Origin of the sequence: Micromonospora sp. NPDC126480 (assembly GCF_040302465.1) — a bacterium.
In the GTDB taxonomy this organism is placed as follows: domain Bacteria; phylum Actinomycetota; class Actinomycetes; order Mycobacteriales; family Micromonosporaceae; genus Micromonospora.
Window position 1 is genome coordinate 1 of sequence record NZ_JBEORU010000053.1, and the last position, 14,017, is coordinate 14,017.

A 14,017-nucleotide genomic window follows, 5' to 3' on the forward strand; every position below is an offset into this window, starting at 1 on the left:
AATTGGTGTGGTAACCGTGATCCTCCTGGTCAGGAGCACCCTCATTCACTCGACACGCCCGCACCCAAGCCGAGTACCGGTGGATTCAGGCTGAGAGGATCACCGGGTGAGCGCGGACACCCCCGACCCCGACCGGCCCCGCCCCACCGCGGTGCCGCCGTACGCCGGCCCGGCCGGCGACCCCGCGGCGCCGGCCGCGCCGTACCCGCACGGCGGTGGCACACCGCCGGAGGGGCTCGCCGCGGGCGGGCCGGTCTACCCGGCGACCTGGTACGCCGGGCCGCCCCCGGCCCCGGAGCCGAGGGAACCGCTCCGCCCGCGGATCGTCCGGGCGGCGGTCGGCGCCCTTGGCGTGGTGGTCCTGGGCGCCCCGCTCGGGCTGCTCTGGGCCGCGCTCGCGCCGGACACCCCGGTGGTGAAGACGGCGGTGGGCGCCGTCTACGGGGAGCCGCAACCGGAGCAGCCGATCGCCGCGGACGGCTGGTTCAGCCTGCTCGGCCTCGGCTTCGGCGTCCTCGCCGCGGTGGGGCTGTGGTTCGTGCTGCGCCGGGCCCGGGGCCCGATCGGGCTGGTCGCCGCCGTGCTCGGCGCGCTCGGCGCGGCCCTGGTCGCCTGGCAGGTCGGCCGCCGGGTGGGGCTGGCCACCTTCGAGCGCCTGCTGGCGACCGCGCCCGAGGGGCAGGCCTTCGGCAAACCGGCGGACCTGCGGGCCGGGGGTGTCGAATGGGTGCTGGGCGTGCTGCCGGTGCCGTACGGCAACATGCTGCTGCCGGCGTTCGGCGCCGCGGTCGCGTACACCCTGCTGGCCGGCTGGTCCCGGTGGCCGTCACTGCGGCCGGAGCCGGCCGCCGACGGCCCGCACGGGCCGGGCGTCAGTTGGGGGTCGGCGGCGACGCCAGCTCCCCCAGCGGCACCGGGACCGCCCGCACCTGGCGCAGCAGGGCCGCCTCACGGTTGAGCAGCCGCAGCTCGGCGCGGAGCCGGGCGGCGGTGTCGTCGATGGCGAGCAGCCGCTGCCGGTCGGCCACCGTCAGCGCGGCCGTCGCCGCGACCAGGTGCGACAGGACGGTCGGGTCCTCCGGAAGCTGCTCGGACAGCTCCTGCGGGTCGGCGCGGATCAGGCCCAGGTACTGCCGGAAGACCGCGATCACGCGCGCGGCGAGCAGGTCGGCGGCCTCGTCCGGGTCCGGCTCGGGCAGCCACTCGACCTCCGCGGTCAGGTAGGGCGCGCCGGTCCGGTCGACCTGACCCACCCGGAACCGCCGCCGGCCGACGGTGACGATGTCGAAGCCGCCGTCCGGCAGCTCGGTCACCTGCCGCAGCTCGGCGGTGCACCCCACCTCGTGCAGCGTGACGTCGCCGGCACCGGGCAGCGGGCGGCCGTCCGGCCCCTTCGGCGTGACCTCCCAGCCGGCCCGGATCGCCACCACGCCGAACTCGCGGGGCGCTCCCTCGGGCAGGCCGACCAGGTGGCGGACCAGGGCGCGGTAGCGCTCCTCGAAGATGTGCAGCGGCAGCACCAGACCGGGGAAGAGGACGGTCCCGAGTGGGAACACCGGCAGCCGCGCAGTCACGGGATCGAGGGTAGCCCGACGCGCCACGGGCGGCGTGTCCCGGCTCACCGTCCCGCCGAGCGGGCGGCGCCGGTCGGCCCGGACGACGGCCGCCTAGACTCGCAAGGGTGTTGAACCGGATCGACCTGCGCGGCGGGGTCCGTGACCCGCGCCGCCTGCTGCCCCGTGCCCAGCTCGACGTCTCCGTGGCCGTCGAGCGGATCCGTCCCCTCGTGGCGGCGGTTCGGGAGCATGGCTACCCGGCCATCCGGGAGGCGAGCGAGCGGTTCGACGGCGTCTCGCCGGAGGTGCTGCGGGTCCCCGCCGACGCGATCGCCGAGGCCGAGGGGACCCTCGACCCGCAGGTGCGCGCCGCGCTGCTGGAGTCGATCCGCCGGGCCCGCCGGGTGCACGCCGACCAGCGCCGCACCGACCACACGACGCAGGTCGTGCCGGGCGGCACGGTCACCGAGCGCTGGGTGCCCGTCGACCGGGTCGGCCTGTACGTCCCCGGCGGCCTGGCGATGTACCCGTCGACCGTGGTGATGAACGTGGTGCCGGCGCAGGAGGCCGGGGTGCGTTCGCTGGTCGTGGTCAGCCCGCCGCAGAAGGACAACGGCGGCCTGCCCGACCCGCGCGTGCTCGCCGCCTGCGCCCTGCTCGGCGTGGACGAGGTCTACGCCGTCGGCGGCGCGCAGGCGGTGGCGATGCTGGCGTACGGTGCCGCGGCCGACCCCGAGGGCGACCTCCACTGCGATCCGGTCGACCTGGTCACCGGCCCGGGCAACATCTGGGTCACCGCCGCCAAGCGACTGCTGCGCGGCGTCGTCGGCATCGACGCCGAGGCCGGGCCCACCGAGATCGCCATCCTCGCCGACGACACCGCCGACCCGGCGCACGTCGCGGCCGACCTGATCAGTCAGGCCGAGCACGACCCCCTGGCGGCGAGCGTGCTGGTCACGCCGTCGGTGCGGCTGGCCGACGCGGTCGAGCGCGAGCTGGCCCGGCAGGTGCCGGCGACCAAGCACGCCGAGCGGATCACCACGGCGCTGTCCGGCGAGCAGAGCGGTGTCGTGCTCGTCGACGACCTCGACGCGGGGCTGCGGGTGGTCGACGCGTACGCGGCCGAGCACCTGGAGATCCAGACCGAGAACGCCCGCGAGTGGGCGCTGCGGGTGCGCAACGCCGGGGCGATCTTCGTGGGCGCCTGGTCGCCGGTGTCGCTCGGCGACTACTGCGCCGGCTCCAACCACGTGCTGCCCACCGGTGGCTGTGCCCGGCACTCCTCCGGCCTGTCGGTGCAGTCCTTCCTGCGGGGGGTCCACCTGGTGGAGTACACGCGGGACGCGCTGCGCGAGGTAGCCCCGCACGTGGTCACGCTGGCCACGGTGGAGGACCTGCCCGCGCACGGCCAGGCGGTCAGCGCCCGCTTCCCCGGGGACGTGTCATGACCACCCTCGACGAGCTGCCGATCCGGGACGACCTGCGCGGGCTGACGCCGTACGGGGCGCCGCAGCTGGACGTGCCGGTCCGGTTGAACACCAACGAGAACTCCTACCCGGTGCCGGACGCGGTGGTGGAGGCGATCGGCAAGGCGGTCGCTGCCGAGCTGCGCGACCTCAACCGCTACCCGGACCGGGACGCGGTGGCGCTGCGCGCCGACCTGGCGGCGTACCTGGGTCACGGGCTCACCGTCGACCACCTCTGGGCGGCGAACGGCTCCAACGAGATCCAGCAGCAGCTGCTCCAGGTCTTCGGCGGGCCCGGCCGCAGCGCGCTCGGGTTCGCGCCCGCGTACTCGATGCACCCGCTGCTGGCGCTCGGCACCGGCACCCGGTGGGTGCCGGCCCGGCGCGGTGCCGACTTCGGGCTGAGCGCCGCCGAGGCGGTGGCGCAGATCCGCGAGCACCGCCCCGACGTGGTGTTCCTCTGCTCCCCGAACAACCCCACGGGCACCGCCCTCGACCCGACGGTGATCGCCGCCGTGCTGGCCGAGGCGCCGGGCATGGTGGTGGTCGACGAGGCGTACGCCGAGTTCGCCCGGCCCGGCACGGTCAGCGCCCTCGCGGTGCTCCCCGGCCACCCGCGCCTGGTCGTGACCCGCACCATGAGCAAGGCGTTCGGGTTCGCCGGCGGCCGGCTGGGCTACCTCGCGGCCGACCCGGCCGTGGTGGCCGCGGTGCAGCTCGTCCGGCTGCCGTACCACCTGTCGGCGCTCACCCAGGCCGCGGCCCGTGCGGCCCTCGCGCACCGCGACGTCCTGCTCGGCACCGTCGTCGCGATCAAGGAGCAGCGGGACCGCATCGTGGCCGCGCTGCGCGCCCGCGGCCACCGGGTCGCCGACAGCGACGCCAACTTCGTGCTCTTCGAAGTCGATGGCGACCAGGCCGCCGCCTGGCGCACCCTGCTCGACGCCGGCGTCCTGGTCCGGGACGTCGGCCTGCCCGGGTGGCTGCGGGTCACCGCCGGCACCCCCGCCGAGACCGACGCCTTCCTGTCCGCAATGGAGAAGCTTTCATCATGAGTCGCACCGCCCGGGTCGAGCGGGTCACCAAGGAGACCAAGGTCCTCGTCGAGATCGACCTCGACGGCACCGGCAAGGCCGACATCGAGACCGGCGTCGGCTTCTACGACCACATGCTGAACCAGATCGCCCGGCACGGCGGCTTCGACCTGACCGTGCACACCGTCGGCGACCTGGAGATCGACGCGCACCACACGATGGAGGACACGGCACTCGCCCTGGGCGCCGCGTTCGATCGGGCGTTGGGCGACAAGGCCGGCATCCGGCGGTACGGCTCGGCCACCGTCCCGATGGACGAGGTGCTGGTGCGGGCCGCCGTCGACCTGTCCGGCCGCCCGTACGTGGTGCACGACGAGCCGGCGCTGGCCCCGTACATCGGGCCGGTCTACCCGACCAGCATGACCCGGCACATCTGGGAGTCCTTCGGCCAGGCGGCCCGGATCACGCTGCACGTCGACGTGCTGCGGGCGGCCCGGCCGGGCGGCCACCCGGACGCGCACCACGTGGTGGAGGCCCAGTTCAAGGCGGTGTCGCGGGCGCTGCGCGAGGCGACCGCGATCGACCCGCGGTCGGCGGGCGTGGTGCCCAGCACGAAGGGTGCCCTCTGATGAGCGCGAGGAACGCAGCGCAGCGGAGTACCGCAGTCGCGAATGGAAGGTGGCTCTGATGAGCGCGAGGAACGCAGCGCAGCGGAGTACCGCAGTCGCGAATGAAGGACGGATCTGATGGGTGGGGTGCTGCCGGTCCTGCTGCTGATCCTGGCCGGGGTGCTGGCGGGTGGCGTGCTGTCGCTGCACCGGCAGGGTGCCCCGCGCGGCGCCGTGCTGGTCACCGCGGCGCTGGCCGTGCTGGCCGCCGTCGCCGGCGGGCTGTGGCTGCTTCCGGGGGAGGGCTCGTGAGCCGGGTGGTGGTGCTCGACTACGGGTCGGGCAACCTGCGGTCGGCGGAGCGCGCGCTCGCCGCGGCCGGTGCCGACGTGACGGTGACCGCCGACCTGGCCGCCGCCGCCGACGCGGACGGCCTGGTGGTGCCCGGCGTGGGCGCCTTCGCCGCCTGCATGGCCGGGATCGAGGCGCTCGGCGCCGGCCCGGTGATCGCCGAGCGGGTCGCCGCCGGGCGGCCGGTGCTCGGCATCTGCGTCGGCATGCAGGTGCTCTTCGAGCACGGGGAGGAGCACGGGATCGTGACCAAGGGCCTCGGGCTGCTGCCCGGCGGCGTGACGCGGCTGCCCGCCCGGCGGCTGCCGCACATGGGCTGGAACACGGTGCACCCGCCGGCCGGCTCGGTGCTGTTCGCCGGCCTGCCGGAAGGCAGCCGCTTCTACTTCGTCCACTCGTACGCGGTGGCCGACGCGGCCGGGCTGGCCGCCGCCGGCGCCCTGGTGACCACTGCTCACCACGAGGCGGAGTTCGTGGCGGCGGTGGAGCGGGGCCCGCTCTCCGCCGCCCAGTTCCACCCGGAGAAGTCCGCCGACACCGGTGCCGTCCTGCTGCGGAACTGGCTGACCACGCTCCCCGCCGGTGGCTGAGCGAACGCGCGGCCGGCGCGTCGGGGGCGTCCGGTGAGCAAGGAGCGGGCGCGGCGCCGGGCGGCCCGGGAGGCGGAGGCGGCGCGGCAGCGGGTCGTGCGGGAGCGGCAGCTCGCCCGGCGGGCGCGGCGGCGGGCACTGGTCCGCCGGTTGACACCGACGCTGCGCCGGGGGCGGACGGGCCGGCTGCCCCGGCACTCCCGCCGCGAACGGGCCGCGATCGTGGTGCTGACCGGGGCGGCGATCCTGCTGATCTGGTCCCTTGTGGACGACCTCGCGTTGCGGCTCGCCCTTGTCGCGCTCCTGCTGCTCGTACTTCCGGCGATCGTGGTGATCGCCCTGGACCGTCGTACCTGATCCGAGGAGAGAGACCGTGAGCCTCACCCTGTTGCCCGCCGTCGACGTCGCCGACGGCCAGGCCGTCCGCCTGGTGCAGGGCGCCGCCGGCAGCGAGACGACCTACGGCGACCCGCTGGAGGCCGCGCTCGCCTGGCAGCGCGACGGCGCCGAGTGGATCCACCTGGTGGACCTGGACGCCGCCTTCGGCCGGGGCTCCAACGCCGCCCTGCTCGCCGACGTGGTGCGCCGGCTCGACGTGAAGGTGGAGCTGTCCGGTGGGATCCGGGACGACGAGTCGCTGCGCGCCGCGCTGGCCACCGGGGCGGCCCGGGTCAACATCGGCACCGCCGCGCTGGAGGATCCGCAGTGGTGCGACCGGGTCTGCGGCGAGTACGCCGACCGGGTGGCGATCGGGCTCGACGTGCGGGGTCGTACCCTCTCGGCCCGGGGCTGGACCCGCGACGGCGGTGACCTGTGGGAGGTGCTGGAACGGCTGGACAAGGCCGGCGCGTCCCGGTACGTGGTCACCGACATCACCAAGGACGGAACCATGCGCGGGCCGAACCTGGAGCTGCTGCGTGACGTCTGTGCCCGCACCGACGCGCCGGTGATCGCCTCCGGTGGGGTCTCCACCCTGGACGACCTGCGGGCGCTGGCCGCGCTGGAGCCGGTGGGTGTGGAGGGCGTGATCGCCGGCAAGGCGCTCTACGCGGGCGCGTTCACCGTGGCGCAGGCCCTGGAGACCCTGGCCGCCGCCTGAGCGGGCGGTCGGGCCCGGTCCGCCGCGCCGGGCGTCGACGGCGCGGTCCTCGACCGGCTTGCCGCGCGGTGCCAGACTGGCCGGGTGAGCGGGGCGGTCTTCGGCCGGGACGAGGTGGTGGACCGCGCCCGCCATGCCCTCGCGCAGGGGCGGCCGGTGCTCCTGGAGGGCCCGGCCGGGATCGGGAAGACGGCCGTCCACCGGGCGCTGGTGGGCGACGCCCGCCGGGACGGCTGGCTCGTGCTGGCCTGCGCGCCGACGGAGATCGAGGCGGGGCTGCCGTTCGCGGCCCTCGCCGACCTGCTGGCCCCGCTGGCCGACGCGCTGCCGCGGCTGCCGCCGCCGCAGCGCGCGGCGCTGGCCGGTGTGCTGCTCACCGACGCGGCCGACGAGCCGGTGGACGAGCGGACGGTGGGAGTCGCCACGCGGGCGCTCATCGAGGCGGCCCGGGCCGGTCCGGCCGCGCCGCGGCTGCTGGTGGCGGTGGACGACGCGCCGTGGCTGGACCCGCCCAGCGAGCGGGCGCTGCGGTTCGCGCTACGCCGGCTGGCGCCGGGAGTGGCCGTGCTGGTCACGGCCCGTACCGAGGCGGCCGGTGCGGGGCCGGCCCCGCTGGGGCTGGACCAGGTGGCCCACCCGGACCGACTGGTGCTGACCCCGCTGGGCGTCGGCGCACTCCACCACGTGCTGCGCGCCGAACTCGGGGCCGCGCTTCCCCGGCCGCTGCTGGTCCGGGTCGCCCGGGAGGCCGCCGGCAACCCGCTGCTCGCCATCGAGTTGGCCCGCGCGGTCCTGCGGATGCCGCAGCTGCCCGCGCCCGGCGCCGACCTGCCGGCCGCGCCGTCGCTGCGCGGCCTGGTGGTCGACCGTCTCGCCGCGCTGCCGCCCCGGACCCGGTACGCGATCCGCCTGGCCGCCCTCACCGGCGTACCCACGCTTGTGCGACTGGGCGCGGCCGGGGTCCCGGCGGAGGCCTTCGACGCGGCCGAGGAGGCCGGCCTGGTGGCCGTCACCGGCGACGTCGTCCGCTTCGCCCACCCGGTCTACGCGGCGGCGGTCCGCGCCGAGGTGCCGCCGGGGGTGCGCCGCCGGCTGCACCGGCTGCTGGCGGAGACCGCACCGGACCCGGACGAGCGTGCCCGGCAGCTCGCCCACTGCGTGACCGGGCCGGACCTCGGGGCCGCGGTGGAGATCGCCGCCGCGGCCGACCGGCAGCGGGCCCGTGGCGCCCCGGAGACGGCGGCGGGCCTGTACGACAGTGCCGCCCTCCTGGCCCCGCCGACCGCCGACGACCACGCGCGGTGGCGGCTGGCCGCCGTGCAGTGCCGGTTCGACAGCGGTGACTACCCGGCCACGAAGGTGGCCGCCGAGCGGGCGGCGCGGGAGCTGACCGGCCCGGCGCGGGCGGAGGCGCTGCTGCTGCGCGCCATCGTGGCGTGGAGCTCCGACGAGTCGGTGAATGCCGCGCTTGCGGCGGCCGAGCCGGCCCTGGCCGTCGTGCCGGGCGATTCCCGGCTGGCTGGGCGGATCCACGCCCATCTCAGCCTCTTCCGGGACGCCCCGGACCCGGCCCGCCGTCACGCGGAGGCGGCGATCGCCCTGCTGGCGGACCATCCGGAGGACCGGACGCTGTACGCAGCGGCGCTGCTGTTGCTGTTCTTCAACGAGGCCCGCGCGGGGTTGCCGGCCCGCACGGAGCTGCTGGACCGGGCGCTGGAGCTGGAGGGGCCGGAGCCGTCCTGGTTGGCCGGCACCGTGCCGGCGGTGTGGTGGAAGGCGGTCGACGAGCATGACCGGGCGCGCGCCCGGCTGCACTGGATGCTGGACCGGGCGGCCGCCCGCGGTGACGAGCCGTCCCAGCACGAGCTGCTGGTCCACCTCACGGAGAACGAGTTGCTCGCCGGCCGCTGGTCGGCCGCCGAGGCGCACCTCGGTGCGGCCCGGGAGCTGGGTGAGCAGTACGGCACCGGCCAGGCCAGCGAGGACTGGATGAGTGGCCTGCTCCTGGCGCACCGCGGTCGGCTCGGCGAGGCCGAGCGTATCGCCGCGGTGGGGCTGCGCCGGGCCGCCGAACTGGACGACCCGTGGCTCCGGCGGATCCACGAGCAGCTGGCTGGGTACGCCGCGTTGATCGGCGGCCGGCTGCCGGAGGCGGCTCGGCACTACGGCCGGGTGGCGTCGACGCTTGACGGGCTGGGTGTGGTCGAGCCGTTCGCCCAGCGTTTCGAGCCGGACTGGTTGGAGGCGTGCGTCGGTGCCGGCGACCTGGCGACCGCGGAGGCCGTGCTGGACCGGCTCGCCGCCCGCCACCGGCGACTGCCCCGGCCGTGGACGACGCTGGGGCTGGCCCGCAGCCGGGTGCTCCTGGCCGGCGCGCGCGGCGCCGACCCGTCGGACGCGCTGGCGGAGCTGGCCACCGCGCGGGCCGGGGTGCCGCCGTACGTGCTGCCCCTGGACCGGGCCCGCTGCCTGCTGGTGGCGGGGGTGGCGCACCGCCGGATGCGGCGCCGCCGGGCGGCGCGGGAGGCGTTGACGGCGGCGGCCGCGGAGTTCGACGCGCTCGGAGCGGCGGCCCTGGCGGAGCGGGCGCGCGCGGAGGTGGCCCGTACCGGCGGCCGGCCACCGGCACCCCGGCAGCTCACCGGCACCGAGCTGGAGGTGGCCCGGCTCGCGGCGGCCGGCCGGACCAACCGGGCGATCGCCGACACGCTGTTCATCAGCCCGAAGACGGTGGAGGCGAACCTCGCCCGGGTGTACCGGAAGTTGGGCGTGGCCAGCCGCGCCGAACTGGGCGCGGTGATGGCCCGGACCGAGGCCGAAGCGTAGGGAAACACCCGATTACCTCCGTGCCGGCCGGGCCTAGCGTCGGCGCATGGCCTCCCGCCTCTTCGTCCTCGAACGTTACGACCGCGGCCCGGCGGAGCGCGCCGACGAGCCGGTCGAGCGCCTGACCACCGGCACCACCAGGTTGCGTGGCGCGCTGCGCATCCCGGCCGACGACGTGGTGCTCGCCCTGGTCGAGGGACCGGACGCGGAGACGGTGGCCGCCGTGGCACGGGCCGCCGGCTGGCGGGTCGACCGGCTCGGCCCGGCCGAGTGGATCGCGGCACCGGACGTGGCGCGGGGCACCGCGCCTACCGACGAGGCAGGAGGGACGTCGAGGTGAGGTTGACCGTCCGAGGACGCATCGGCCCGATGCTGGCGGCGCTGGCCGCGATCGCGGCCACATCGCTGGCCGGCTGCGGCGGCGAGCCGGCGAGCACACCGGTCGCTCCGGGGCCGACCGGGATCGACCTGCCGTCGGAGGCTCCCACGGCCGGCGGGGAGCCGGCGGCGTCCCCGGTGGCGCTTCCGGACGCCTGCCAACTGGTGACCAAGCCGGAGGCCGAAGAACTCGCGGGCACGCCGCTGAACGACGCGGTGCCGATCCGGGACACGTGCGGCTACACCGCGCCGGTCAGCGGTCCCACCGCCCAGGTGGAGGTCTACGTGGGTGACGGCGCGAAGAAGTACCTGGACATCGAGCGCGAGCTGGGACACGAACTGCGCCCGTTGGCCGGTGTCGCCGACGAGGCGTACGCGGGCGCGGACGCGGTCTTCGTCCACCGGTCCGGCGTCTGGGTAGCGGTCCGCCTGGTACGCCTCAACGACCCGGCGGAGAACCGTAAGCCGCTGGAGAAGGTGGCGCGTACCGTGGCCGAGCGGCTCTGAGGGTGCGACGGTGATCCGCGGTGGACGTTCGCTGGCCGTGGCGGCCCTGCTCGGCACCCTGCTGGCGAGCGCCTGCCAGGGCGGTGACGGCCGGTCCGGCGGCGGACCCGGTGACCCGTACGGGCCGGAGGCGATCCGGCACGGGCTCGCCCCGCAGCCGCACCCCGACGTGACGTACCAGCCGGACGTGGTGCTGGTCGGCGGTGGCGGCGCCGCCGTGCGGTCGGTCACCGACGACGGGCTGACCTGGCGGATCGACCCGGGCGCGGCGCGGGCGGACCAGCTCGCCCCGGGCAAGGTCATGTTCCTGACCGCACGGGCGGTCGGCCGGGTGGTCGACGCGCGACGCGACGGCGACGACCTGGCGGTGACCATCGCGCCGGTGGAGTTGACCGAGGTGGTCCGGGACGGGACCTTCAGCACCGCCGAGCCGGTGCCGTTGGAGCGGCCGATCGCGTACCCGGCGGGTGACCCGCCCTGGGCGGCGGGTGACCTCCCGGAGGACGGCGGCGGCGTCGGCGGAGGGCTGCCGCCGGTGGTGCCGGCCCGCGGCGGTGTGGTGCCGGCCCGCGGCGGTGTGGTGCCGGCCGGAGTCGGCGCGGTGCCGGCGAACGGGGTGGTTGCGCGGGCGCCCCGACCGCCGCAGCCGGACGGCAAGCTCGCGGTTCCCGGCGAGACGGTGACCGCCGGTGGGTTCCGGCTGACCCCGAAGTGCTGCTCGGACGGGGTTGGCCTGGACTTCCGGTACGACGACGCCGAGATCCGGATGACCGGCGAGGTCGCCCTGGTGATGCGGCGGCCGAGCGCGAGCTTCCACCTGGCGATCAGCGGCGGCACGGTGACCCGGGCCGAGTTCAGCGTCACCGGCGGTGCCGGGCTGCGGGTGGCGGTCGACGCCGCGACCCGGGTGGGCAACACCCGCAACCTGGCGAAGTCGATCTCGGTGCCGGTGCAGTTCAGCGTGCCGGTGGGCACGATCCTCGGCATCCCGTTCTCGGCGACCGTCGACCAGGTCTTCGAGGTTCGGACGGTCTTCACCGCCAAGGACGGCTACCTGAAGGCCGGCGGTGAGTACGCGGTGACCGGCCAGCTCGGCTACGGCTACCGCCGCCCCTTCTGGGGGCCGGTGGTGCCCAGCGGGTTCACCGTCCGCAACAGCCTGACCAACTCCATCACCGGCGTCTCGCTCGGGGTCAGTGGGCTGCTGGTGAGCTACGACGTCAAGTTCACCGTCGGGATCGGCGCGCTGGGTTTCAGTGCCGGGGTCTACGCCGGTCTGCGGTCGAAGGTCGGTGCCACGCTCGGCTCCGCCGCCGGCGCCCCGCTGGCCGTCTGTCGCGGTGCGGGCATCAACGTGACCATGCGCTACGGCATCGGCTACTCGATCCCCCAGGTGGTGGCGGACGTGGTCAACTTCTTCCTGAAGGTCTTCAACACCCGGCCGATCCGGCGCACCGGCGACCTGGGCGACGAGACGACGGTGGTGAAGCGTGCCGAGACGATCCCGCCGGACGTGCCGCTCTGCGCGACCTGACCGGGCAGTCTAGTTGTGCACAATTCAATTGTGCGCTACCGTTCTCCGGGTGACCGATGATCTGGTGCTGCGGCGGCAGGTGTGCTTCGCGCTCTATGCCGCGTCGCGCGCCTTCACCGACGTGTACCGGCCCATCCTCGACGAGTTCGGCCTGACCTACCCGCAGTACCTGGTGCTGCTGGTGCTCTGGGAGCACGACGAGCCGCCCACGGTCTCCGAGCTGGGCACCCGCCTGCACCTGGACTCCGGCACGCTCTCCCCGCTGCTCAAGCGGCTGGAGGGGGCGGGCCTGGTGGTCCGGCGGCGGTCGGCCGCCGACGAGCGGCGGGTGGCGGTGGAGCTGACCCCGCCGGGGCGGGCCCTGCGCGAGCGCATGGCCGACGTGCCCCGCCGGGTGGCCCGGGCGACCGGGCTGAGCGTCGACGAGCTCGTCGCGCTCCGCGACACCCTCACCCGGGTCACCGAGACGATCCACCGACAGAAGGAGCAGTGACGACCATGCAGGTGCTCTACACCGCCCAGGCCACGGCCACCGGCGACGGCCGGGACGGGCACGTCCGCACCTCGGACGCCACAGTGGATCTCGACCTCGCGGTGCCCAAGGAGATGGGGGGCGCGGGCGACGCCGCCAACCCGGAGCAGCTCTTCGCCGCCGGATACGCCGCCTGCTTCCACTCCGCCCTGCGCCTGGTCGCCCGCCGGGGCAAGGCGGACGTCACGGGTTCGGTCGTCGAGGCGGAGGTCGGCATCGGGCCGAACGGCAGCGGCGGCTTCGGACTGACCGTGGCCCTCGCGGTCGACCTCCCGGCCGTCCCGCGGGCCACCGCCGAGGAGCTGGTGGCGCAGGCGCACCAGGTCTGCCCGTACTCGAACGCGACGCGGGGCAACATCGACGTCGCGCTGCGGGTCCGGGAGGCCCTGGCGTGACCGCCAGCCGCGAGATCCACCTGGCCTCGCGCCCGCGCGGCTGGCCGACCGAGGAGAACTTCCGCCTGGTCACCACCGAGGTTCCCGCGCCCGGGCCGGGGCAGCTCCTGGTCCGCAACACGTACGTGTCGGTCGACCCGTACATGCGCGGGCGGATGGACGACGTGAAGTCGTACGTGCCACCGTTCGCGCTTGACGCGCCGCTCGACGGCGGCGCGGTCGGCGAGGTGGTCGCCAGCGAGGCCGACGGGTTCGCGCCGGGGGACACGGTGCTGCACGGCCTCGGCTGGCGCGAGTACGCGCTGCTGGAGGCGAAGGCGGCGCGCACGGTGGACCCGGACCTCGCGCCGGTCACGGCGTACCTCGGTGTGCTCGGCATGACCGGGCTCACCGCGTACGCCGGACTGCTCGACGTGGCGGGGATGCGGCCGGGCGAGACCGTCTTCGTCTCCGGCGCGGCCGGTGCGGTGGGCAGCGTGGTCGGCCAGATCGCCAAGCTCCGGGGCGCCGCCCGGGTGATCGGCAGCGCCGGCTCACCGGCCAAGGTCGAGCGGCTGACGGCGCTCGGGTTCGACGCCGCCTTCGACTACCACGACGGCCCGGTGCGGGAGCTGCTGCGCACCGCCGCTCCGGACGGCATCGACGTCTACTTCGACAACGTGGGCGGCGAGCACCTGGAGGCCGCCATCGGCGCGATGCGGCTGCACGGCCGGGCCGCGATCTGCGGCATGATCGCGCAGTACAACGCGACCGAGCCGCCGGCGGCGCCGCGCAACCTGGCGCTGCTCATCGGCAAGCGGCTCACCCTGCGCGGCTTCCTCGTCGGCGACCACGGGCACCTGCGGGAGCAGTTCGTGCGGGAGGTGTCCGGCTGGCTGCGCGACGGTCGGCTCCACCACGACGAGACGGTCGTCGACGGCATCGAGAACGCCCCGGCGGCCTTCCTGGGCCTGCTCCGCGGCGAGAACCTCGGCAAAATGCTGGTGAAGGTGTAAGGAAGGGCCCCTTATTAACGCCTCCGGTAGAGGAAGGGCCCCTTGTTAACAGGGTGGTTTCAAGGGGTCGTTGCAACACGGTGGTTAGTTGGTGACGGCTAGGAGAGTAGCGAGGCGCTCGGCTGGGGTGTCCCAGCCGAGCGTTT

Annotated in this window: 16 protein-coding genes; 15 read left to right on the forward strand and 1 reads right to left on the reverse strand. The window is 75.6% G+C overall.

Annotated elements, in window-relative coordinates:
- Positions 1-106: 106 nt before the first annotated feature.
- Positions 107-958, forward strand: coding sequence for a DUF2567 domain-containing protein (locus tag ABTW87_RS29760; protein WP_350654704.1), 852 nt, complete (start codon positions 107-109; stop codon positions 956-958).
- On the opposite strand, the gene ABTW87_RS29765 is transcribed toward ABTW87_RS29760, so the two are convergent.
- Entirely contained in the window at positions 873-1,574 is a 702-nt protein-coding gene (locus tag ABTW87_RS29765; protein ID WP_350654706.1) for an LON peptidase substrate-binding domain-containing protein, read from the reverse strand. The two genes, ABTW87_RS29760 and ABTW87_RS29765, sit on opposite strands and share 86 nt — an antisense overlap.
- A gap of 107 nt (positions 1,575-1,681) precedes the next feature.
- On the opposite strand from ABTW87_RS29765, the gene hisD reads away from it, so the two are divergent.
- The 14 genes from hisD (at position 1,682) to ABTW87_RS29835 (ending at position 13,871) form a co-directional block, all read left to right on the forward strand.
- Positions 1,682-3,004, forward strand: coding sequence for a histidinol dehydrogenase (hisD, locus tag ABTW87_RS29770; protein ID WP_350654707.1), 1,323 nt, complete (start codon positions 1,682-1,684; stop codon positions 3,002-3,004).
- Positions 3,001-4,077, forward strand: a complete 1,077-nt coding sequence (locus ABTW87_RS29775; protein ID WP_350654708.1) for a histidinol-phosphate transaminase — start codon at positions 3,001-3,003, stop codon at positions 4,075-4,077. Before hisD ends, ABTW87_RS29775 begins: the two co-directional genes overlap by 4 nt.
- Positions 4,074-4,685 (forward strand): imidazoleglycerol-phosphate dehydratase HisB, encoded by a 612-nt coding sequence (gene hisB / locus ABTW87_RS29780; RefSeq protein WP_350654709.1) that lies wholly within the window; start codon positions 4,074-4,076, stop codon positions 4,683-4,685. The genes ABTW87_RS29775 and hisB overlap by 4 nt, the downstream gene beginning before the upstream one ends.
- Before the next feature lie 117 nt (positions 4,686-4,802).
- On the forward strand, positions 4,803-4,976 hold the full coding sequence (locus tag ABTW87_RS29785) for a CG2302 family histidine operon protein (protein WP_350654710.1): 174 nt from the start codon (positions 4,803-4,805) through the stop codon (positions 4,974-4,976).
- On the forward strand, positions 4,973-5,605 hold the full coding sequence (gene hisH / locus ABTW87_RS29790) for an imidazole glycerol phosphate synthase subunit HisH (RefSeq protein WP_350654711.1): 633 nt from the start codon (positions 4,973-4,975) through the stop codon (positions 5,603-5,605). The genes ABTW87_RS29785 and hisH overlap by 4 nt, the downstream gene beginning before the upstream one ends.
- A 33-nt stretch (positions 5,606-5,638) precedes the next feature.
- Positions 5,639-5,962, forward strand: coding sequence for a hypothetical protein (locus ABTW87_RS29795; protein WP_350654713.1), 324 nt, complete (start codon positions 5,639-5,641; stop codon positions 5,960-5,962).
- Positions 5,963-5,978: 16 nt separating this feature from the next.
- Entirely contained in the window at positions 5,979-6,704 is a 726-nt protein-coding gene (gene priA / locus ABTW87_RS29800) for a bifunctional 1-(5-phosphoribosyl)-5-((5-phosphoribosylamino)methylideneamino)imidazole-4-carboxamide isomerase/phosphoribosylanthranilate isomerase PriA (protein ID WP_350654715.1), read from the forward strand.
- Between the two features lie 84 nt (positions 6,705-6,788).
- Positions 6,789-9,530: an AAA family ATPase gene (locus ABTW87_RS29805; protein ID WP_350654717.1), complete on the forward strand. Its 2,742-nt coding sequence runs from the start codon at positions 6,789-6,791 to the stop codon at positions 9,528-9,530.
- Positions 9,531-9,576: 46 nt separating this feature from the next.
- Positions 9,577-9,870 (forward strand): hypothetical protein, encoded by a 294-nt coding sequence (locus tag ABTW87_RS29810; RefSeq protein WP_350654719.1) that lies wholly within the window; start codon positions 9,577-9,579, stop codon positions 9,868-9,870.
- Positions 9,867-10,415 (forward strand): hypothetical protein, encoded by a 549-nt coding sequence (locus ABTW87_RS29815; RefSeq protein WP_350654721.1) that lies wholly within the window; start codon positions 9,867-9,869, stop codon positions 10,413-10,415. Before ABTW87_RS29810 ends, ABTW87_RS29815 begins: the two co-directional genes overlap by 4 nt.
- A 10-nt stretch (positions 10,416-10,425) precedes the next feature.
- A complete protein-coding gene (locus ABTW87_RS29820; protein ID WP_350654722.1) occupies positions 10,426-11,949 on the forward strand; it encodes a hypothetical protein in 1,524 nt (507 codons plus the stop codon).
- Between the two features lie 49 nt (positions 11,950-11,998).
- Complete coding sequence (locus tag ABTW87_RS29825; RefSeq protein WP_350654723.1) at positions 11,999-12,442, forward strand: MarR family winged helix-turn-helix transcriptional regulator; 444 nt, start codon at positions 11,999-12,001, stop codon at positions 12,440-12,442.
- A gap of 5 nt (positions 12,443-12,447) precedes the next feature.
- Positions 12,448-12,876, forward strand: coding sequence for an organic hydroperoxide resistance protein (locus ABTW87_RS29830; protein ID WP_350654725.1), 429 nt, complete (start codon positions 12,448-12,450; stop codon positions 12,874-12,876).
- A complete protein-coding gene (locus ABTW87_RS29835) occupies positions 12,873-13,871 on the forward strand; it encodes an NADP-dependent oxidoreductase (protein ID WP_350654724.1) in 999 nt (332 codons plus the stop codon). Before ABTW87_RS29830 ends, ABTW87_RS29835 begins: the two co-directional genes overlap by 4 nt.
- Positions 13,872-14,017: the final 146 nt, after the last annotated feature.

Excerpts from the sequence above, each read along its gene's own strand:
- ABTW87_RS29785 (WP_350654710.1), top strand. The coding sequence starts at position 4,803 with ATGGGTGGGGTGCTGCCGGTCCTGCTGCTGATCCTGGCCGGGGTGCTG.
- ABTW87_RS29775 (WP_350654708.1), top strand. The coding sequence starts at position 3,001 with ATGACCACCCTCGACGAGCTGCCGATCCGGGACGACCTGCGCGGGCTG.
- ABTW87_RS29810 (WP_350654719.1), top strand. The coding sequence starts at position 9,577 with ATGGCCTCCCGCCTCTTCGTCCTCGAACGTTACGACCGCGGCCCGGCG.
- hisB (WP_350654709.1), top strand. The coding sequence starts at position 4,074 with ATGAGTCGCACCGCCCGGGTCGAGCGGGTCACCAAGGAGACCAAGGTC.
- ABTW87_RS29830 (WP_350654725.1), top strand. The coding sequence starts at position 12,448 with ATGCAGGTGCTCTACACCGCCCAGGCCACGGCCACCGGCGACGGCCGG.